Here is a 20731-nt window from a genome sequence, read left to right on the forward strand (position 1 = left end):
GCCCCGTCGGCCCGCACGGCGCCCGGCCGGCGCGCTGGACCAGAGCGGGCCCGCCGGGCGGGCCCGCCCGACGCGAGGGGCTGAGGGGCTGCGATGCACGACATATCCCTGCTGACGCTGGTGCTGCTGTGCGCGGCGGCGGCAGCGGCGGGCTGGATCGACGCGGTGGTGGGCGGCGGCGGCCTGCTCCAACTCCCCGCCCTGCTGGTGGGCCTGCCGCAGGTGGCCGCCGCGCACGTGCTCGGCACCAACAAGGCGGTCGCCATCGTGGGCACCACGGCCGCCGCGATCACCTACACCCGCAAGGCCCCGGTGGACGTGCGGACCGCGATCCGCATCGGCGCCGCGGCGATCGCCGGCTCCTTCGGCGGCGCGTTCTTCGCCTCCGGCATCAACAGCGCCGTGCTGCGCCCCCTCATCATGGTGATCCTGCTCGCCGTGCTGACGTTCGTCCTGCTGCGCCCCGCGTTCGGCGCGACCGCAGCCACCGGTCCGGCCTCCCGCAACCGCGTCCTGCTGGCCATCCTCGTCGCCGGCCTCGGTATCGGCTTCTACGACGGGCTGATCGGCCCGGGCACCGGAACGTTCCTGGTCATCGCCCTGTCGGCGATCCTCCACCTGGACCTGGTCACCGCATCGGCCACCACCAAGGTCGTCAACACCTGTACCAACGCCGGTGCCCTGGTCATGTTCACCGCCCAGGGCGCGGTCCTGTGGTCGGTGGCCCTCCCGCTCGCCGTCTTCAACCTCGCCGGCGGCATGCTGGGTGCCCGCATGGCCCTCAAACGCGGTACCGGCTTCGTCCGCGTCGTGCTGGTCGTGGTCGTGGTCACGCTGGTCTGCAAGTTGGCGTACGACCAGTGGCTGGCGTGAGGGAGGGCGGTCCGTAGCCCGCTTCGTGCGGCGCCCCGTCCTGGCGGCGCCCGCCTCGTGCGGTGCCCCCGCCACGGCGTGCGGCGCCCGCCCCGCGTCGCCTTAGCGCATTCAAGACGGCCGAAACGGAGGTAATCGGCCCGTGCGTGAGTAAAAGGATCAACCGCGTGGCACTACTTTCCGTAGTTGATCGCTCGCGCGGCGATCAGGCCCGCCGGAATCTCGTACGGGCCGGTTGACGTGCGCAGGACCGTTCTTCCTGGAGGTGTGTGGTGACCTTGGCGCCCCAAGGCCCGTCCGGTCTCGTAGGCGATGCCGGTCAACCCCCCGTGGCGTACGACCGCTTCGACTACACGCCGTATCCGAAAAGCGTGCCGAGAGCCCGGGAGCGCGCGGTGCGGGTCGTCGCCGAATGGGGGTGGCCCTCGCTCGTGGACGACGTGGGCCTGATCGTCTCGGAACTGGCCAGCAACGCCGTCCTGCACGGGGCGCTGCGCGGCCGGCTGTTCCGGGTGCAGCTCACCCTGACGCCGGTGGTGCTGCGGATCGCGGTCAGCGACCCCAAGGGCGAACAACTGCCGCGCACCAGGGAGCCGACGGCCGACGACAAGTTCGGTCGCGGGCTGCTGATCGTGGACGCGGTGGCGGCCCGGTGGGGTGTGCGGGAGCGCACCGTCGGCAAGGACGTATGGGCGGAGTTCGACCTGGAGCGGGCCGCACGCACCCGCGCCTAGACCGTGGCAACGGGCCCCCGCCGATGTGGCGGGGGCCCGCCCCGGGCCCGCGCCCGGGCGGCCCGGGGCGCCCGGCGGCGACCCCGTCGGCGCCCCCCCCCCCCCGGGGGGCGCGGGGGGCGCGCCCGCCGGGGCGGGGGCGCCCCCCCCCCCCGCGGGCCCCCCCCCCGGCCCGCCCCCCCCCCGCCCCGCCCCCCGCCCCCGCGCTGCCCGCGGCACCCGCCGCCCCCGCACTGGCCGCGGCCCCGGCACCCGCCCCGGCCGCGCAGCTCACCGGTGACGCCCTGTACGCCGTCGTGCTCGACGACGTCAAGCGCTGCTTCTCGGACGTGCTGAAGATCCCGGTCGGCCGGCTGAAGCCGCAGACCACGTTCGAGGACTACGGCGTTGACTCGGTGCGCATCACCCAGCTCAACCGGGCGCTCGAAGCGCACTACGGGCCGCTGCCCACCTCGCTGCTGTTCACCTACAAGGACCTGGAGTCGCTGGCCCGGCACCTGGCCGCGACGAAGGGCGCGCCCGCGCCGGCCCCGAGCACATCAGCCCCGAGCTCAGCAGCCCAGGGCGCGCCGGTCCAGCCCGCGGCGACGGTCCACCCCGCGCCCGGCGCCCAGGCCCCGGCAGCCCCCGCGATCGCCACAGCGCCCGCCCCGGCCGCGGTCGGTGACATCGCCATCGTGGGTCTGAGCGGCCGGTACCCGCAGGCGCCCACGCTGGCGGAGTTCGCCGCCAACCTGGCCGCGGGCCGGGACGCCATCACCGAGATCCCCACCGAGCGCTGGGACCACCGGGACTACCCGGACCTGGCCTGCCGCTGGGGCGGCTTCCTCGATGATGCGCTCGCCTTCGACCCCGGATTCTTCAACCTGGCACCCAACGCCGCCGCCTACATGGACCCGCAGGAGCGGCTGTTCGTGGAGGCCGTCTGGCACTGCCTGGAGGACGCCGGCTACACCCCGGAGTCCTTCGCCGACCTGAACGCGGGCGACCGGCGCGGCAACGTAGCCGTCTACGCCGGCGTCACCTTCAACGAATACGGCCTCTACGGCGCAGCCGACCTGGCCGCCGGCAAGGACGTGCCGATCGACTCCCAGCTCTACTCGGTCGCCAACCGCGTCTCCTACCTGCTCAACCTGCGCGGCCCCAGCCTGGTCGTCGACACCGCCTGCTCCTCCTCGCTGTACGCCATCCACCTGGCCTGCGAGGCGCTGCGGCACGGCGAGTGCGACGCCGCCATCGCGGGCGGGGTCAACCTCAGCCTGCACCCGAGCAAGTACCTGACGCTCGGCATGTTCAACTTCCTCTCCGTCGACGGGCACTGCAAGAGCTTCGGCGAGGGCGGCAACGGCTACGTACCGGGCGAGGGCGTCGGCGCCGTGCTGCTCAAGCCGCTCGCCAAGGCCGAGGCCGACGGCGACCACATCTACGGCGTCATCAAGGGCACCGCCGTCAACCACGGCGGCAAGACCAACGGCTACACGGTGCCCAACCCGGTCGCCCAGGCCGAGGTGGTGCGCACCGCGCTCACCCGGGCCGGCGTCGAACCCGGCGGCATCAGCTACCTGGAGGCGCACGGCACCGGCACCTCGCTCGGCGACAGCATCGAGATCGAGGCGCTGGCCACCGCGTTCGACGGCTTCCCCGAGGACGGCCGGCACTGCGCCATCGGCTCGGTGAAGTCCAACATCGGCCACCTGGAGGCCGCCGCCGGCATCTCGCAGCTCACCAAGGTGCTGCTCCAGATGCGCACCCGCCGGCTCTTCCCCAGCCGGCTCAACTCCGAACGCCTCAACCCGGAGATCGACTTCGACCGCACCCCCTTCCGGGTGCAGCTCGACGGCGCGCCCTGGCAACCCCCGCAGGGCCAGCCGCGCCGCGCCGGCATCAGCTCCTTCGGCGTCGGCGGCGTCAACGTCCACGTGGTCCTTGAGGAGTACGCGGCCGAGCCGGCGGCGCCCACCGCGGGCCACGGCCCGTGGCTGGTCCCGCTCTCCGCCCGTACCCCCGAGGCCCTGACCCGCTACGCCAGCGCCCTGCACGCCTTCGTGGACGGCACGGCCCCCGGCGACCTGCCCGCCCTCGCCGACCTGGCCTTCACGCTGCACACCGGCCGCCGGCCGCTGCGGGAGCGGATCGCCTTCAGCGTCACCACCCACGCCGACCTGGCCGACCAGCTCAAGGCGTTCCTCGCCGACGGCGCGGGCACAGCCGCGCTGGACCGGTTGGACGCGGCCGGCCGGCGCTGGGTCAGCGGCGATGACGACGACCTCGCGGCACTGTGGACGCAGGGCAGGGCCCGCCGCGTCGCCCTGCCCGGCTACCCCTTCGAGCGCGACACCCACTGGCTCTACTCGGGTGCGGTGCGCGTCACCGCGACGGCACCGGACGCCGCCGCGCCGGCCGACGCACCGGCCGAGACCGGCGGCGTGGACCGGGCGTTCATCGGTCAACTCGCCGAGGCGTTCCCCAACGAGCGCCAGGGCCTGATGATGGAGTACCTCCAGCACCGGGTGGCCACCCTGCTCGGCTTCGCCGACGGCCAACTGCCCGAAACCGACCGGGGCTTCTTCGAGCTCGGCATGGACTCCATCACCTCGACCCAGCTCCACAACCTGCTGGAGCAGCTCTTCGGGCAGAGCCTGGACCTGCAACTCATCTTCAACTACCCAACGATCCAGGACGTCGCCGCGTACATCCTCGGCCTGCTCGACCAGGACGGCGCGATCCGGGTGGACGCCGGCCAGGCGCCCGCGCCCACCCCGCAGGCCGAGGCCGACACGGACGCCCCGGTGTGGCTGTTCACCCGGGACTGGGCCGAGACCACCGGCACCGCGACGATCACCGCCGGCGGCACCGTCGTCCTCCTGGACACCGGCGACAAGCTGCGCGCCGCACTGCTCGCCCTGCCGGCCAGCCGCCGCCCCGCCCGGGTGGTGCTGGTCCGCCCGGGCGGCGGGTTCCGCGCCGTCGGCAAGGACGAGTTCGAACTCGCCCCCGGCGCGCGGGCCGACTACGAGCAACTGCTCGACACCCTCGCCGAGCGCGGCCTCACCGTCGACCGCATCATCCACCACTGGTCGGCCGGCAACGCCGAGACCGACCCGGGCCGCGTGGAGACCGGCCTCCAGCAGGGCGTGTACGCGCTGACCGCCCTCAGCCAGGCGGTCCTGGCCAAGCTCGCCGGGCAGCAGGTCCGCCTGGTGTCCGCCTACTCCTCGCGCAACGGGGCCGCCGCCCCCGAGCACCAGGGCGTCGGCGGCTTCATGCGGGCCGCCCGGATGGAGAACCCGCTGCTGGTCTACAAGACCGTCGAGTTCACCCGCGCCAACCTCCGCCGGGCCCGGGTGGCCGCAGCGCTGCTGGCCGAGTTCACCCAGCCCGACCAGGACGTGGAACTGCGGCACAACGGCAAGCGCCGCTGGACCCGCTGCTTCCACCCGGTGCCGGCCGGCGAGATCGAGCGGGCCGAGCGCAGGTTCCGCACCGGCGGCGTCTACCTCATCACCGGCGGACCCGGCGGCCTGGCCGGCATCTTCGGCCGCTACCTGTGCGAGGAGTTCGGGGCCAAGGTGGTCCTGGTCGGCCGGCGCGCGGCAGATCAGGACAAGCTCGCCGACCTCGCCTCCTGGAGCCGGGACGGCGCCGAGGCGGTCTACCTGCGGGCCGACATCGGCGACCGGCAGGCCGGCGCCGACCTGGTCGACACGGGGCGCGAGCGGTTCGGCCCGATCACCGGCCTGATCCACTCGGCCGGCGCGCTGCGCGACGGCGCCCTCCAGCACAAGCGGCCCGAGGAGATGGCCGAGGTCTTCCGGGCCAAGGTGCTCGGCACCCGCTACCTGGACGAGGCGCTGCGCACGGAGCCGCTGGAGTGCTTCGTGATGTTCTCCTCGCTGGCGGCCGTGCTCGGCAACTTCGGGCAGAGCGACTACTGCTTCGCCAACAGCTATCTGGACGCCTTCGCCGAGTACCGCACCAAGCAGTGCGAACGCGGCGAGCGCCCCGGCCACACGCTCTCGCTGAACTGGTCCTTCTGGCGCACCGGCGGCATGGAGACCAGCGAGACCGTGCTGACCTGGATGCGCAACACACTGGGCACCGTCGTCCTCGACGGCCCCGAGGGCTGGCAGGCGCTGCGTACCAGCGTCGGCCTGGCCCACCCGCAGGTCGTCACGGTCAAGGGCGACATCGCGAAGATCACCCGCATGCTGGGCGTCCCGGAAGGCGACATCGCGGCGACGCTGCCGATCGGCCGGGTGGCCGTGCAGCCCGCCGCGGTGCCGGCCGGCGCGCGGGTACCGGACGCATCCGACGGCGCCGCCCCCGCGGGGGCGGACACCGTGGCCGACGTGGCGTCCGCCGTCGTGGCCCTGGGCGACCTCGGCGATGTCGGTGACGCACCGTCCGACCTCGACGGCATGGGCGAGGACGACCTCGTCGCCCTGCTGCGGAAGGAAATCGAGCTGAGTGAGAACGAGGGGCTGGATGTTTCATGAGTGAGCACAAGAGCAGCACCACCGAGGTACTGAAACAGTCAGTCCTGACGATCCAGAACCTGCGCCGCCAGTTGGACCGGGTCCGCAAGACGGCCCAGGAGCCCATCGCGGTGGTCGGCATGGCCTGCCGCTTCCCCGGCGGCTGCGACACCCCCGAGCGGTTCTGGGACTTCCTGTGCGAGGCGGGCATCGGGGTCCGCGAGGTGCCGGATGACCGCTGGCCGGTCCAGGAGCACTACGACCCCACGCCAGGCAAGCCCGGCAAGATGTACATCCGGCAGAGCAACTTCCTCGACCGCGACGTGGCCTCCTTCGACGCCCGCTTCTTCAAGATCTCGCCGCTGGAAGCAGGCGCCATGGACCCCCAGCAGCGGCAACTGCTTGAGGTCTGCTGGGAGGCGCTGGAGAACGCCGGCCAACACCCCGAGCAGATGCGCGGCAGCGCGACGGGCGTGTACATCGGCATCTCCAGCAACTCCGAGTACGCCCAACTGGTCCGCGACTCCGCCGACGTGAACGAGTACATCGGCACCGGCACCACCTCAAGCATCGCCTCCGGGCGCGTCTCCTACGCCTTCGGCTGGAACGGCCCGGCCCTCTCGGTGGACACCGCCTGCTCCTCCTCGCTGGTCGGCCCGCAGCTCGCGGTCGACGCGCTGCGCCGCGGCGAGTGCGACACGGCGCTGGCCGGCGGCGTGAACATGATGCTGGCGCCGGGCGTGATGGCCTCGCTGTGCATGATGAACGCGCTGGCCGCGGACGGCAGGTCCAAGCCCTTCGACGCCTCCGCCGACGGCTACGGGCGCGGCGAGGGCGTCGGCATGGTCGTCCTCAAGCGGCTCGCCGACGCCCAGCGCGACGGGGACACCGTCTACGCCGTCATCCGCGGCGGCGCGGTCAACAACGACGGCGAGAGCACCGGGCTGACCATGCCCAACGGCCGCGCCCAAAAGGCCGTCCTGGCCCGCGCGTTGGAGAACGCCGGGGTGAGCGCCGAGAGCGTCGACTACCTGGAGACGCACGGCACCGGCACCCTGCTCGGCGACCCGATCGAGATCGACGCCATCCACCACGTGTACGGGCACGCGTCCCGGCCGCTGACGCTCGGCGCGGTCAAGGCCAACATCGGCCACCTGGAGGCCGGCGCCGGCATCGCCAGCCTGATCAAGACCGTGCTGTGCCTGCACCACGGCCAGATACCGCCCATCGCCGGGCTGAGCGAGCTCAACCCGCGGCTGCTGCCGCTCAAGGACTCGTTCGCCTTCCCGCAGACCCTCACCGACTGGCCGGCCACCCCGGACCGGCCGCGGTACGCCGCCATCAGCTCCTTCGGCTTCAGCGGCACCAACGCCCACCTGGTGCTCGGCGAGGCACCGCAGCCCGCGACGGCCCCGGCAGCCGCCGACGGCCGCCCGGCGCACGACGCCTCGCTGTTCACCGTCAGCGCCACCGACGAGGAGAAGCTGGTCCGGCAGATCCGCCGGTTCGACGCCCACCTCGCCGACCACCCCGACCTGTCGGTGGAGGACCTGAGCTTCACGGCCAACGCCTGCCGCACCGCCTTCACGCACCGCGCGGTCTTCCTCGGCAGCACGGTGGCCGAACTGCGCGCCGGCTTCGACGCGGTGCTCACGGCGTACGAGAAGGACCGGACGCTCTACTCGGACACCTCGGTGATCCTCGGCAGCAGCCACGGCCGGGACCGGTGGAACGCCAAGCGCACCCTGTTCACCACGCACGCCGACGGGCGGGCCTTCGCCGCCCAGACGGACGAGAAGATCCAACCCAAGCTGGCCTTCCTCTTCCACGGCGACGCCGGGCACACCCACGCCGTCGCCCGCAGCCTGGCCGCCTCCTTCCCGGTCTTCCACGCGGCGCTCGCCGAGTGCCTGACCCACTTCGACGCGGTCTGCGGCCCGCAACTCGCCGAGCTCACCCGGCCGGGCGCCGAGCCGGCCGATGCCCGGGCGGGCGAGGCGTGGCTGTTCGCCGCCGAGTACGCGCTGAGCAAGCTGCTCGCCTCCTACGGCGTACTGCCCGAGATCACCTTCGGCGAGCGCACCGGCTCCCTGGTGGCCGCCGTGGTCTCCGGCGTCCTCACCCTGGACGCGGCCGTCACCCACCACCTGGCCCTGGACGCCGCACGCCGCTCCGGCGAACCGGTCGCCTTCGCCCGGGTGCTGCTCGGCCGCGAACAGTTCGACGGCGTCATGCGGGACTGGCAGGGCCAGGCCCACGTCTCGGCCGTCTACGGGCCCACCGAGCGGGTGCTCTCCGGCGCCCCGGGGGCGCTGAAGCAGGTCACCGAAGCACTCGCCGGCGCCGGCGCCGAGATCGTCGAGGAGCGGGACGGCACCTGGCCCTCAGCCGGCTACGCGACGCGGGCCGCCGCCTGGCAGCAGACCGTCACCGCCGCCGCGTACCAGCAGCCCGGCAGCCGGTACCAGTCGCCGCACACCCTCCAGACCAGCCACAACCCGGAGGCCCTGCGCGCCGACTTCCGCGACAACGCGCTGACCGCGCCGATCCGCTACGAGGAGGGCCTGCGCGAGCTGTACGACCAGGGCTACCGCTTCTTCGTGGAGTTCGGCGCGCCCCGCACCGCGGAGGTGCTGGAGCGCCAGGACGTGGTGGTGCTGCGGCTGGCCGAAGCAGGACCCGCCTTGCCGACCCTGCTGCACGCACTGGCCAGGCTCTCCTGCCTCGGCTCCGAACTGTCCTGGCAGCAGCACTACGCGCACCAGGGCCGGCGCAAGGTCATGCTGCCCAACTACCCCTTCGAGCAGACCCGCCACTGGCTGGCCCACACCACCGCCGACCCGGTGACCGACGGGCTGGCCGGCCGGCTCAGCCGGGAGGGGCTGCACGGCGAGGAGCTGGGCCTGCCCGTCAAGCAGAAGCAGTACCGCTACACCTTCGCGCACCAGAACTTCCCCGAGCTGGTCGACAACTCCGGTGTGGTGCACGTGGGTTACTACCTGGAGATGCTGCGCGCCGTACTGGCCGAGCGGCACCCGGGCGCGCTGTGCCGCATCCGCGAGATGCGCTTCTCGACGCCCATCATGGTCTTCGCCGAGGAGACCAAGGAGGTGCTGCTCGTCCTCGATCCGCGCGAGGACGGCGAGGGCTCCTTCGACTTCCAGTTCCACAGCAAGGCCGTGGACGCCGCCCAGTGGAGCCTGAACGTGCACGGCATCGTCGCCCCGGTCGACGCCGCCGCGCTCCCCGACACCGCCCCACTGGACGTACCGGCCATCCAGCGCGCCAGCGAGCGCAAGGTGCCGCGCGAGGAGTTCTACGAGCCGCTGGAGCAGGACCGCGGCTTCTACTTCGGCCCCGCCGTGCGCTACGTGGACGGCGCCTGGTGGCGGGGCAAGACCGAAGTGCTGGTCAACTTCGCGGGTCCCGAGGGTGAGACCGGCCGCCGCGACTACGCGCTCGGCTTCCATCCAGGTGTCCTGGACAGTTGCGCCCAGACCTGCAACTACGTGGTCCTGGAGCGCACCCCGAGTGGCCGCAAGTACATGGTGGCCGAGATGGACGAGGTCGTGCTGCGGCCGGGACCCGGCCCCGACGGGCTGTTCGCCGCGGTCGCGATGCCCGACTTCGACGCGGACCGCAAGGAGGTCACCGGCAGCTTCCGGGTGGTGGCCCGCTCCGGCGCCACCGTCGCCTCGGTCGGCCACATCAGGCTGAAGGAGTTCGACGAGAAGAAGCTCGGCGAACTCAAGGCCATGATGGACGCCGCCACCCTGGAGAAGGAGGGCGAGGACCGGGACTTCCTCCAGCGCTACGGCTATGCGGGTGCCGAGCGCAAGCAGGAAATGATCATGGAGTATCTGGGCCGGCTGCTGGCACACATCCTGGAGATGGAGCCGGACGAGGTCGACCCCGACCAGCCGATGGGCGACTTCGGCCTGGACTCGATGACCGGCCTGCGCTTCTTCCACAAGACCGGCACGCTGCTCTCGGTGGACATCTCCTTCGCGGACCTGGTGCAGAGCGACACCCTGCGCGACCTCGCCACCAACCTGATGGACCTGCTCCCCGGCGGCAGCGGCCAGCGCGCCACGCAGACCAAGCCGTACGACAGCGACCTCACCCCCGCGCACTGGATCCACGCCTACGAGCCGCGGCCCGACGCCAAGGTGCGGCTGTTCTGCTTCCCCAACGGCTACCGGGACGCCGACCTCTTCGACAGTTGGCGCGACCAACTCGGCCCCGAGGTCGACGTGTGCGCGGTCAAGCTGCCCGGCATGGACACCAAGCGGCTGGACGAGCGGGCGCCGTCCGACCTCGACGCCTTCATGCGGACCATGGAACGCGTCGTGGACCCGGGCCTGTTCGACATCCCCTGCGCCACCTTCGGGCACAGTTGGGGCGCGCTGTTCTCGTTCCGGCTCTCGCACCGGCTCGGGCTCAACCCGGGCGTCGACCTGGTCAAGACCTTCGTCTCGGGCTTCGCAGCCCCCAGTGGCCCCAACCCGAGCATCCAGAACATCCTGGACGTGCTCGTACAGAACGGAATGAAGCGGATTCCCACCTACGAGGAGATCCGGCACGACGCGGACGCCGTGGAGGTCGTCGTCCGCGCCTATGGCGAGGCGTGGGACTACGGCGAGGTGGAGACGCGGGCCACGCTGCCGCAGTTGCTCGCCGCCTGTAGCCTCATCGACCGGTACACCTACGACCCGGCGGAGACCTTCACCACCCCGATCACGGCCTTCCACGGCGTGGACGACTGGGTGGCATCGGAGGAGGTCAAGCTGTGGGAGGGGCTGACCAGCGGTCCCTTCGGCCTGCACACCATGGCGGGCGACCACCAGTTCATCGACGCGCACCAGTCACAGGCCAGGCTGCTGGCCATCATCAAGCAGGAGCTGCTGAGCGCGGTGGGCCAGTCGTGAGCGGCAGAAGTGACGGGTACGTGAACACAAGGAGAGACAGTATGCAACCGCGCTCGGCCGGTATCGAGGCGATCAACTTCTACGGCGGCTCCGCCTACCTCGACGTCAAGACCCTGGCCCAGTACCGGGGCCTGGACAACGAGCGGTTCGAGAACCTGCTCATGCACGAGAAGTCGGTGGCCCTGCCCTTCGAGGACCCGGTCTCGTTCGCGGTCAACGCAGCCAAGCCGCTGGTGGACGCGCTCAGCCAGGAGGAGCGCGACCGCATCGAGGTGCTCATCACCTGCACCGAGTCCGGCATCGACTTCGGCAAGTCGCTCAGCACCTACGTGCACGACTACCTGGGCCTGAGCCGCAACTGCCGGCTGTTCGAGGTGAAGAACGCCTGCTACGCGGGGACCGCCGGCTTCCAGAACGCCGTCAACTTCGTCCTCTCACAGGTCTCGCCCGGCGCCAAGGGCCTGGTGGTGACCACCGACATCTCCCGCTTCAAGGCCACCGAGGGCGGCGAGGCGCTCCAGGAGGACTGGTCGTTCGCCGAGCCCAGCGGCGGCGCCGGCTCGATGGCCATCCTGGTCAGCGACACCCCGCACATCTTCAGCGTCGACGTCGGCGCCAACGGCTACTACGGGTACGAGGTGATGGATACCTGCCGCCCGGTGCCCGACAGTGAGGCCGGCAACGCCGACCTGTCGCTCATGTCCTACCTGGACTGCTGTGAGGCCGCCTACCGGGCGTACGCCAAGAAGGTCGACGGCGTCGACTACGCCACCACCTTCGACTACCTGTCCTTCCACACCCCCTTCGGCGGCATGGTCAAGGGCGCGCACCGCACGATGATGCGCCGCATGTGCAAGGCGAAGAACCCCGCCATCGAGGCAGACTTCGAGCGCCGGGTGCTGCCCGGACTCACCTACTGCCAGCGGGTCGGCAATGTCTTCGGCGGCACCGTCTTCCTCAACCTGCTCGGCACCATCGCCCGCGGCGACTTCAGCACACCCAAGCGGGTGGGCATCTTCTCCTACGGCTCGGGCTGCTGCTCGGAGTTCTACTCCGGCGTCGTCACCCAGGACAGCCAGGACCGGGTGCGCGCGGTGGCCACCGACAAGGTGCTGGACGACCGCTACGAGCTGAGCATCGAGCAGTACCTGCGGCTGACCAAGGAGAACGAGGTCATCGAGTTCGGCACCCGCAACGTGGAGCTGCAACTCGACGTCATCTCGGAGGTCCTGGACACCGTCACCGGCCGCGGCCGGCTCTTCCTCAAGCGCGTCAACGAGTTCCACCGGGAGTACGTATGGGTGTGACCGAGGTCGTCACGCTGACCGAGCCCAGCCCCGGCGTCGCCCAGATCACCATGGCCGACCGGGAGCACAAGAACACCTTCACCGGTGACCTACTGATCGGCCTGGGCGCGGCGTTCGAGCAGGTCAGCGCCGATGAGCGGTACAAGGCGCTGATCCTCACCGGCTACGGCAGCTTCTTCTGCTCGGGCGGCACCCGAGAGGTTCTCCTCGACATCCACGCCGGCGAATTCACCTTCCAGGCCGCCGGCGACGGGCTGCCGAACGCCTACTCGCTGCCGCTGGAGTGCCCGATCCCGGTCATCTCCGCCATGCAGGGCCACGCGATCGGCGGCGGCCTGTCCATGGGGCTGTTCGCCGACTTCGTGATCTTGTCGCGGGAGAGCATCTACACCGCGAACTTCATGAAGTACGGTTTCACTCCGGGCTTCGGGTCGACCCGCGTCTTCCCGACCAAGCTGGGCCTGCCGCTGGCCCAGGAGTTCCTGCTCACCGGCCGCACCTTCCGGGGCGCGGAGCTGGCCGAGCGGGGCGTGCCGTTCCCGGTCCGTCCCCGCAAGGACGTCCTGCCGACCGCGCTTGAGCTCGCCGAGAGCCTGGCCGAGAAGCCCCGACGCTCCCTGGTCCTGCTCAAGGAACACCTCGTGGGGGAGTTGCGCGAGCAGCTTCCCGCGGTGATCGAGAAGGAGCTGGCGATGCACTCGATCACCTTCCACCAACCCGAGGTCAAGGAACTCCTCCTGAGCCGCTACGGTGCCTAGCCGCGCGAGCGGCACGCGAGAGACAAGCAAGAGAAGAAAGAGAAGAGAAGCATGACCCAGGACGAGATCTTCAAGGCCCTGCTGGCAACCTTCGCGGACATCATCCCCGAGGTCGACCTGAGCGCCGCCACCTTCGACGACAGCCTGAAGGAGCTGGGCGCCAACTCCATCGACCGGGCCGACATCATCACCGAGACGATGGAGCACGCCGGCGTCTCACTGCCGATGGTCAGCTTCGCCGAGGCGCAGAGCATCGGTGACATCGTCCGCATCATCGACGGGGCCCGCTCGTGAGCGGGCCGCTCAGCGGCAAGGTCGCCGTCGTCACCGGCGGCTCCCGCGGCCTGGGTCGGGCCACCGTGCTGCGCCTGGCCAAGGGCGGGGCGACGGTCGCCATCGTGTACGCCAACGACGAGGCCAGCGCGAAGCAGACCCAACGCGAGGCCGAAGCGCTGGGCGGCTCGGCCCAGATCTACCGCTGCGACGTCTCCGACTCGGGGCAGGTCACCCAGACGGTGAAGGCGATAACGGGCGAGCTCGGCCCGGTCGACATCCTGGTCAACAACGCCGGCATCATCCGCGACGGGCTGGCCGTGTCCATCAAGGACGAGGACTTCGACGCGGTCGTGAACACGAGCCTCAAGGGCGCCTTCTACTTCATCAAGGCGTGCTACTTCGGGTTCATCCGGCGGCGCAGCGGCTCGATCATCAACATCTCCTCGGTCGCCGGCGTCTTCGGCAGCGCGGGACAGGCCAACTACGCCTCGGCCAAGGCCGGGCTGATCGGCCTGACCAAGACGATCGCCAAGGAACTCGGCGAGCGCAACGTGCGCTGCAACGCGGTCGCGCCGGGGCTGATCAGCACCGACATGACCGAGCACATGCAGGACGACACCCAGCGCCTGGGCCCGGTGCCGATGGGCCGCTTCGGCCGCCCCGACGAGGTCGCCAACCTGGTGGCCTTCCTCGCCAGCGACGAGAGTTCGTACGTCACCGGCCAGGTCATCTGCGTCGACGGTGGCATGGCGATGTGAGGGCCGGTCCGTGCCCCGCGCCCCGTTCCCGGGGACTTGGGGCACGGCCGGGCGCCGGCACCCGTGCGGTCGCCGGTCACCACCGAGGGGCGAGGTACGCGCGATCAGCGCGGACCCCGCCCCTCGGCCGTGTCGTTCTCAGACGTGCGGGACCACGGCCACCGGGCACCTGGCGTGGTGCAGCGCGGCGTGCGCCACCGAGCCGATGCGCGAGCCGATGGGGGAGCGGCGCACCCGCCGGCCGACCACCAACAGGGCCGCGCGCCCGGTCTGCGCGAGCAGCACCTGACCACCGGAGCCGATCTCCACGTGCTCCTCCACCGGCACCTGCGGGAACTTCTCCCGCCACGGGGCCAGCGCCTCGCTCAGTTGCTGCCGCTCGTACGGTTCGAGACCGCCGGCCTCATCGGCGAGGCGCAGCGAGCCGGGGCTGTAGGCGAAGACCGGCGGCAGGCTCCACGCCCGGACCGCGCGCACCGGCAGGCCGCGGGCGGCTGCGGTCTCGAAGGCGAAGCCCAGCACCGGCGCGCTGTCCTCGGCCGAACCCTGCTGGCCCACCACGATCTCGTCGGCCGGCTGGGCGGCTGCCTCTGCCTCGGCCGGCTCCTCCGGGGCGCGCACCGAGACCACCGGCCGGCTGACCCGGGCGATGACCTGCTGGGCGTGCGAGCCGAGCAGGAAGCCGAGCAGCGCCCCGTGCCCGCGCGAGCCGAGCACCAGCAGTTCGGCGCTCTCATTGGCCTCCACCAGCGCGGTCACCGGCTCGGCTGACAGCACCTCGGCGACGACGGACAGTCCCGGGTGGCGCTCGACGAGCTGCCGCTCCGCGTCGCTGACCACCGTACGGGCCCACTGCACCTGCTCGTCCTGGTTGTCGACCACCGGCGCCGTCATCGGTTCCCAGTGCCAGGCGTGCACCACGCGCAGCGGCAGCCCGCGCCGCAGCGCCTCATCGGCGGCCCAGTCGGCGGCGGCCAGGCTCTCGGGCGAGCCGTCGACGCCCACAGTGATCGGACGAGTCATGGTCGGCCTCCAGAAGAATCGGACGGGCAATGACAGGGCGGCTGCCCCGGTGATCATCATCGCAAACCCGGACAGCCGCAGGTCAGGGCCTTTGGTCCCGTACGAGTGGCCCCGTGGTGGGGGCCGTACTTGCGGTCCTGTGCTGGTGCTTCCGTACCGGTACGTCAGTACCCCGGCACACCTCACCCCGCCAGCAGCGCGGCAGCGGCCGTCAGCAGGTCCCGGTTGCTCCCGGTGAGGTCACGCCTAGTCAGCGCGTGCACCGCGTCCGCCTGTACGCCGAGGTCCTCCAGCGGGACGTCGACGTTGCCGCGGGCGCGGGTGGCGCGGCGCAGGGCGACGCGGAACCCGGCGCCGCGCGGCAGCGGTGCGAGCAGTTCGGGCAGCCACACCCGCAGCAGTTCGTGCGTCCACACGTTGGCGCCGCCGGCCCCGGTGCGCGGCGCGGTGCCCAGGACCGGGCCGAGACCGTTGTCCTGGAAGCCGGCGGCGAAGACGTCGGCGGCCGAGTACGAGAGCGCGTCGGTGATCAGCACCTTGGGGCCGGTGTGGCGCGGCAGCCCGGCGGTGATCGCCGCCGGGTCGGTGAGCGCGAACCCCTGCGAGTACACCTCGCCGGTCTCCAGGGCGGAGCGGATCGAGGCGGCCCAGGTGCGGAACCCGGTGTGCGCGCCGGCCAGCGCCAGCGCGGCCCCGGTGGTGGCGAGCGAGAAGCTCACCGGCGCGATCGGCTCCTCACTCAGCACCTGCAACGCGGACTCGGCGGCCGGCACCAGACCGCCCGGGTTGCCGCGGACGTCCACGATGAGCCCGCCGGCCGGGGCGCGCGCCGCGATCCGCGCCACCTGTTCGGCGAACTGCCGCGCCCCGGCCACGTTGAAGGAGAAGATCCGCAGATGCCCGTACGCGCGCCCGCCCAGCCGCACCGTCCGGTGGTCGAGCACGCTGCGCAGCGCCCTGGCGCCGGCCCGGCGGGCCGGTGGGGGTGCGAACATGCGGCGCTTGAGCTGGCGGGTGGCCTCGTTGCCGGCGTCGATGCCGAGCCCGGTGGCCAGCGTGGGGACCGGGTCCTGGGCCCGGCCGGCCTGCTGGTCGGCGGCCCGTACCCGCCAGGGCACGCGCGTCTCGCGGCGGCGTCCCGAGCGGGTGCGGTAGGACACCTGGACCCAGTGTTCGTCGGGCGGCGGCATGGTGCGCAGCGGGCGCAGCGTCAACGATTCGAGGCCGCGCGCCAGCCGTGCTTCGTGGTGCGAGCCGGCCTGCGCGGCGGCGTGCCGCTCGATGGCCCGGTCGATCGGCACCCCGTTCCACGCCTCCAACTCCACACCCACGTCGAAGCCGGCGTGCACCAGGGTGGGTTCCACCTTGGAGACGAGGTGGTGGGGTGTGCCGTCCGGGTCGGTGTAGCGCTCGACGAGGAAGCCGAGGGCGGCGACGTGCCCGCGGTAGGGGGTCGGGAGCTGGTAGAGGGTGTGCAGGTCGCGCAACTCCCGGAAGGTGTCGGCGAGTTCGGCGTGGAACTGGAGCTCGCTCAGCGGCGCAAGCCGGCGCTCCAGCAGGCGCAGCCGCTGCACCGGGTCGATGGCGTGCATGGCGCGCTTGAGCGGCAGGTGGACGTAGAGCTCGGAGAGCAACACCCGGGCCGCCGCGACCAGTTCGTACCGGTCGGTCAGCGGCAACGGGTCGGCCTCGGCCCGGGCGAGGAACTCCGCCAGGCCGACCGAATCCGGCAGTGGCTTGGTCGGCCCGGTCAGCTTGGTTGGCTTGCTCGGCCTGGCTGGCCCAGTGGCTCGGGTCGGGCGAGTCGCGCGGGTTGGCCCAGTGGCGCGGGTGGGGTGGGTTGCGCCGGCCGTAGCGGCCGGGCGGGTGCGGGCCGCGCTCACCGGTAGTACTCCGCGAGGAACTGGAGCTCGGGCACCGCGCTGCGGGCCACCGCGGCGAAGTACCGCGCGTCGTGCACCAGCCCGTCCAGCGGCGGGACGACCAGATCGGGTGGGACCTCACCGGCGGCGGCGAAGGTGCCCACGTCACCCTCCGGCAGATCGCCGAAGAGGGCGAGCGGCGCCTCGGGGTCATCCAGCGGGCCACCCCAGGACGCCAGCGCGTCCTGCGCGGAGCGCCAGGCCGCCACCGGATCGCGGCGCACCTTGGCCAGCGCGCGCTGCACCCCGGGCCAGTCCAACTCGGCGTCTGTGCTGCCTGGTTGACGTACCGCGACGGTGCGCGCGAGACCGGCGACGGTCAGTGCGTTGGTGTGGGTGGCGCCGGCCGCCTTCATCAGCGCCGGCGTCCCGTACCGCGGCCGGCCGTCCACCAACACCAGCCGCACGTGCCGTTCGGTGGCGGTGATCAGATTGCGGTACGGGTCCCGGCGCGGCGCGTGGCGCTCCAGGACGAGCAGGTCGGCGAGGCCACCCTGGCGCAGCCGACCCACCTGCGGCCCCCAGGCGGTGGCCAGCGCGTCGCCGGGGTTGGCGGTGACCATGTCGCACAGTTCGCGGTCGCTGAAGTGCCCGTCGAACCGGTGCCGGTTGACGGCGTCGGCGACCTTGAGTTCACCCAGTACGTGCTTGGTGCCCGAGGGGGACCAGTCGGAGCCGAGCGCGATCCGCAGCCCCTGCTGGTGGGCCGAGACCACGTCGGTGGTCGTGTGGTAGAGCCAGTAGTTGGAGAGCGGGGACCACACCACGGTGCCGCGCTCGGCGGGGTTGACTGCCGTGACGGCACGCTGCCAGTGCCCGAAGTCCTGCGGGGTGAGCGCGGTGGCGTGCACCCCGATCAGCCCGGGCCGCAGACACGGCTCCAACTCCTCGAACTCCCGGTGCACGACGCTGCCCGGCTTCCCCTCGGCGACGTGGTAGATGAGGACGCGCGTGCCGTCCAGCTTCGCCGCCCGGTCGGTGCGCAGCACCTCGGCGTCGAGTTGCAGCGCGGCGGTCAGCACCCGGTCGGTGCCGGCCGGCAGCTTCTCGTGGTCGATGAGGCGGACCAGCCGGCCGTCGACGGGCCGCGAGGTCACGGGCGCGCCCTGGATCGCGGTGGTCCCGCCGACCAGGGCCTTGACCGCCACGTACGCCAGCAGCGCCGCGGGCGCGGCCTGCCCGAGCACCTTGGCCGGCCAGGTGATGGAGGTGGCGTAGTCGGGCGGGTGCCGCTCGTCCACCCAGCGGTCGTGGTGGGCGTAGGGCACGCCGGGCGCCTCCCACAGCGGGAGGGTGTTGTACGCGATGTGGTTGTGCAGGTCGATCAGGCCGGGCAGGATCAGCGCGCCGGTGTCCAGGACCGGCGCGTTCGCGAACCCGGCGGGCGGGCGCTGCTCGGCGCCGCGCACCGCGGCCAGCCGGCCGTCATCACCCACGTAGACGGCGCCCGGGTCGAGCACCCGGTGGTCGGCGTCGAAGGTGAGGACCGTCCCGCGGAGCACCAGCGCCATCAGCGCGGCGCCTTCCAGACCAGGGTGTGTTCGTCGTCGGGCGACGGGCGGCTGACCGAGTTCTGGGCGTCACCCGGCAGGGCGCGCACCCAGGCGTCGTCCCCGAGGAAGTCCGGTACGCCGAAGGGCAGGTCACGGCGGGGGACCGGGGCGTAGTCGGCCTCGGTGAACTCGGTGCCGTAGTTCGGTCCCGTGGCGTCGCCGTCCGGGTCCGGGGTCACCACCTCCCGCAGTTGGGTGACGGCCGCGCGCCAGGCGGTCAGCAGGGCGGCCGGGTCGTGGCTTGAGGGGTGGGGCACGTCGATCACCGGCGCGTGCGGCCGGGTGCTCCACAGCCCGATCGCTTCCCTGGCCATGAACCCCATGGGCACGATGGCCTGGAGCGAGACGTCGGTGGCCCGGTCGAAGACCGCGTTGCGCCACTCCAGTTGGTCCGGGTCGGCGAGCCGGTCCTTCATCGCGAACGCCTGCCCGGGGTGGACCGCGTAGGCCCAGGCGTTCAGGCACACGTAGGAGCGGGTGAGACCGAGCTTGGCCAGGAAGCCCTGGACGCGCTGGCCGGCATTGCCGACCAGGGAGCGGCCGGCGATCCGCTCGGTGGGGCCCGGGTCGGAGGCGACGATCAGGACGCGGGCCGAGCCGTCGAGCCGGCCGCGGTAGAAGATCGGACCCCAGTCGGCCCAGAAGGCGGTGGGCTCGGGCACGGCCGGCACCTGCGCGAACAGGGCCGCGAACTGGTCGGTGGGACCGCGGTCGAACTCCGGCATGACTCACCGCCTCCGTACCGGGCGGGCATCGTCACAGGGGTGTGCGGGTGTGTCCACGGGGCTCTCCACGGGGGCGGGCTGACGGGGCGGGTGGCCGTCCGGGCGGCTCGCGCCGTGCGGCGGCCGGCGCGTACGCGCCTGTCGGCGCGCCGTGCGGGCCCCCCGGTGGCCCCGGTCTCCGCCGCCATGGATCACTCACCCCCCACCCGCCCAAACCCTGACACCCGCCAACTGGACCAGCGCGGGGCACGGCTGCGCTGGGCGAGCGGCGGGCCGCGGGTGGAGGTCCCTGGCTCGGGGAAGCAAGTGACGGGCCGCGGGTGGGAGGAGCGGGTGGGCGTACGGGCCCGCCCGGCGGGACGCCGGCGCGGGGCCCCGGTGGGTTACTCCGCGGACGCGGTTCCGGCGGCCAGTGCGCCGATGATCAGCGCACTGAGCGCGGCCACCGCTGCGGCATCCGTGAGCTGCCCGCGGTGCCGTTCGGCGGCAATCGCCTCGGCCGCGCCGAGCAGGCCGACGCAGCGCAACCGCAGTTCGTCGGCGGGGAGTTCGGCGTACGGGCGGAGGCTGGTGGCCAGCAGGTCCACGTATCCGGCCAGCGTCGGGGGCGGGCCCGCGGCCGGTTCGGGGCCGGCCCGCAGCGCGGCGGAGACGGCACCGAGCTCCGGCATGGCGGTGGCGCAGTCGAAGTACGCGGTGCTGATCACCCGGGCCACCTCGCCCGCGGTGGCCGGGGCGGCCCGTACCGCCTCGGTGATCGCGGCGCGGTGGCGGGCGTCGAGCCGCTGGTGCAGCGCGAGCAGCAGTGCGGGGCGGGTTCCGAAGTGGTCGTAGGCGATGGGCCGGCTGACTCCGGCCGCCTCGGCGAGGGTGACCAGGGTGAGCCCGTCGGCGCCCTGCGTGCGGACGATCGCGGTGGCGGCGTCGAGCAGTTGCTCGCGCCTGGCCTGCTTGGACAGACGGGTGGGGGTACGGGCCACGGCCGGTGTGTCCTCCCTGGTGCGGCGTCCCTTCAGCTACCGGCCAAGATTATGCTACAAAACGTAGGCTACAAAATGTAGCTTCATGGTCAGGGGAGGAACTCGGCGTGACACAGGCACCATCGGTATTGATCCTGGGCGGCTCGGGCCAGGCCGGCGCGGCCACCGCCGCGCTGCTGCGGCGCTGGCACCCGCACCTGCCGCTGACGATCGCGGGCCGCGACCTGGCCCGCGCCGAGCAGGTCGCCGCCGGACTCGGGGCCGCCACCGCGGTCACCGTCGACCTGACCCGTGGCGACCTGGGCCTGCCGGCCGCCCCCCCCGGGGGGGGGCCCCCCGCCGGGGGGGGGCCGGGGGGGCGGCCCCCCCGGGGGGGGGCGCCCCCCCCCCCCGCCACGGGGGCGGGGGCCGGGGGCGCC

At 72.5% G+C, this 20731-nt stretch carries 14 protein-coding genes; 9 read left to right on the plus strand and 5 right to left on the minus strand.

Annotated elements, in window-relative coordinates; genetic code table 11:
* Positions 1–93 precede the first annotated feature (93 nt).
* From AAHZ94_RS08865 to fabG, 8 genes are all read left to right on the plus strand, one after another.
* Entirely contained in the window at positions 94–873 is a 780-nt protein-coding gene (locus AAHZ94_RS08865) for a TSUP family transporter (RefSeq protein ID WP_349991969.1), read from the plus strand.
* A gap of 371 nt (positions 874–1244) precedes the next feature.
* Positions 1245–1607 (plus strand): ATP-binding protein, encoded by a 363-nt coding sequence (locus AAHZ94_RS08870; RefSeq protein ID WP_349991970.1) that lies wholly within the window; start codon positions 1245–1247, stop codon positions 1605–1607.
* Positions 1608–1630: 23 nt separating this feature from the next.
* Entirely contained in the window at positions 1631–6103 is a 4473-nt protein-coding gene (locus tag AAHZ94_RS08875) for an SDR family NAD(P)-dependent oxidoreductase (protein WP_349991971.1), read from the plus strand.
* Positions 6100–11010, plus strand: coding sequence for a beta-ketoacyl synthase N-terminal-like domain-containing protein (locus AAHZ94_RS08880; protein WP_349991973.1), 4911 nt, complete (start codon positions 6100–6102; stop codon positions 11008–11010). Before AAHZ94_RS08875 ends, AAHZ94_RS08880 begins: the two co-directional genes overlap by 4 nt.
* A 41-nt stretch (positions 11011–11051) precedes the next feature.
* On the plus strand, positions 11052–12317 hold the full coding sequence (locus AAHZ94_RS08885) for a hydroxymethylglutaryl-CoA synthase family protein (protein WP_349991974.1): 1266 nt from the start codon (positions 11052–11054) through the stop codon (positions 12315–12317).
* A complete protein-coding gene (locus tag AAHZ94_RS08890) occupies positions 12308–13075 on the plus strand; it encodes a polyketide synthase (RefSeq protein ID WP_349991976.1) in 768 nt (255 codons plus the stop codon). The genes AAHZ94_RS08885 and AAHZ94_RS08890 overlap by 10 nt, the downstream gene beginning before the upstream one ends.
* A gap of 51 nt (positions 13076–13126) precedes the next feature.
* On the plus strand, positions 13127–13369 hold the full coding sequence (locus tag AAHZ94_RS08895) for a phosphopantetheine-binding protein (RefSeq protein ID WP_349991977.1): 243 nt from the start codon (positions 13127–13129) through the stop codon (positions 13367–13369).
* Positions 13366–14109 (plus strand): 3-oxoacyl-[acyl-carrier-protein] reductase, encoded by a 744-nt coding sequence (gene fabG / locus AAHZ94_RS08900; RefSeq protein WP_349991978.1) that lies wholly within the window; start codon positions 13366–13368, stop codon positions 14107–14109. The genes AAHZ94_RS08895 and fabG overlap by 4 nt, the downstream gene beginning before the upstream one ends.
* A 138-nt stretch (positions 14110–14247) precedes the next feature.
* Here the strand turns inward: fabG and AAHZ94_RS08905 are convergent, their stop codons facing one another.
* The 5 genes from AAHZ94_RS08905 to AAHZ94_RS08925 all read right to left on the minus strand — a co-directional run bounded on the left by AAHZ94_RS08905 (position 14248) and on the right by AAHZ94_RS08925 (position 20312).
* Positions 14248–15132, minus strand: coding sequence for a universal stress protein (locus AAHZ94_RS08905; protein ID WP_349991979.1), 885 nt, complete (start codon positions 15130–15132; stop codon positions 14248–14250).
* 182 nt (positions 15133–15314) lie between these two features.
* Positions 15315–17015 carry a S41 family peptidase gene (locus AAHZ94_RS08910; RefSeq protein WP_349991980.1) on the minus strand — a complete coding sequence of 567 codons (1701 nt, stop codon included), beginning with the start codon at positions 17013–17015 and terminating at the stop codon, positions 15315–15317.
* The gene (locus tag AAHZ94_RS08915; RefSeq protein WP_349991982.1) at positions 17012–18565 is read right to left on the minus strand and encodes an amidohydrolase family protein; all 1554 of its coding nucleotides are present in this window, start codon (positions 18563–18565) and stop codon (positions 17012–17014) included. The genes AAHZ94_RS08910 and AAHZ94_RS08915 overlap by 4 nt, the downstream gene beginning before the upstream one ends.
* Positions 18565–19332, minus strand: coding sequence for a uracil-DNA glycosylase family protein (locus tag AAHZ94_RS08920; protein WP_349991983.1), 768 nt, complete (start codon positions 19330–19332; stop codon positions 18565–18567). Before AAHZ94_RS08920 ends, AAHZ94_RS08915 begins: the two co-directional genes overlap by 1 nt.
* Positions 19333–19715: 383 nt before the next feature.
* Entirely contained in the window at positions 19716–20312 is a 597-nt protein-coding gene (locus AAHZ94_RS08925) for a TetR/AcrR family transcriptional regulator (RefSeq protein WP_349991984.1), read from the minus strand.
* A 107-nt stretch (positions 20313–20419) separates the two neighbouring features.
* Here AAHZ94_RS08925 and AAHZ94_RS08930 point away from each other — a divergent pair.
* A partial coding sequence (locus AAHZ94_RS08930) for a Rossmann-fold NAD(P)-binding domain-containing protein (RefSeq protein WP_502964613.1) occupies positions 20420–20731 on the plus strand: 312 nt, incomplete at its 3' end.

This window comes from Streptomyces sp. HSW2009, from assembly GCF_040240285.1.
GTDB lineage: Bacteria > Actinomycetota > Actinomycetes > Streptomycetales > Streptomycetaceae > Streptomyces.

What these genes read in the sequence shown, in the direction of transcription:
- AAHZ94_RS08885 (WP_349991974.1), top strand. Translation starts at nt 11,052, where the DNA reads ATGCAACCGCGCTCGGCCGGTATCGAGGCGATCAACTTCTACGGCGGC.
- AAHZ94_RS08905 (WP_349991979.1), bottom strand. Translation starts at nt 15,132, where the DNA reads ATGACTCGTCCGATCACTGTGGGCGTCGACGGCTCGCCCGAGAGCCTG.
- AAHZ94_RS08890 (WP_349991976.1), top strand. Translation starts at nt 12,308, where the DNA reads ATGGGTGTGACCGAGGTCGTCACGCTGACCGAGCCCAGCCCCGGCGTC.
- AAHZ94_RS08865 (WP_349991969.1), top strand. Translation starts at nt 94, where the DNA reads ATGCACGACATATCCCTGCTGACGCTGGTGCTGCTGTGCGCGGCGGCG.
- AAHZ94_RS08915 (WP_349991982.1), bottom strand. Translation starts at nt 18,565, where the DNA reads ATGGCGCTGGTGCTCCGCGGGACGGTCCTCACCTTCGACGCCGACCAC.
- AAHZ94_RS08875 (WP_349991971.1), top strand. Translation starts at nt 1,631, where the DNA reads ATGTGGCGGGGGCCCGCCCCGGGCCCGCGCCCGGGCGGCCCGGGGCGC.
- AAHZ94_RS08880 (WP_349991973.1), top strand. Translation starts at nt 6,100, where the DNA reads ATGAGTGAGCACAAGAGCAGCACCACCGAGGTACTGAAACAGTCAGTC.
- AAHZ94_RS08920 (WP_349991983.1), bottom strand. Translation starts at nt 19,332, where the DNA reads ATGCCGGAGTTCGACCGCGGTCCCACCGACCAGTTCGCGGCCCTGTTC.
- AAHZ94_RS08895 (WP_349991977.1), top strand. Translation starts at nt 13,127, where the DNA reads ATGACCCAGGACGAGATCTTCAAGGCCCTGCTGGCAACCTTCGCGGAC.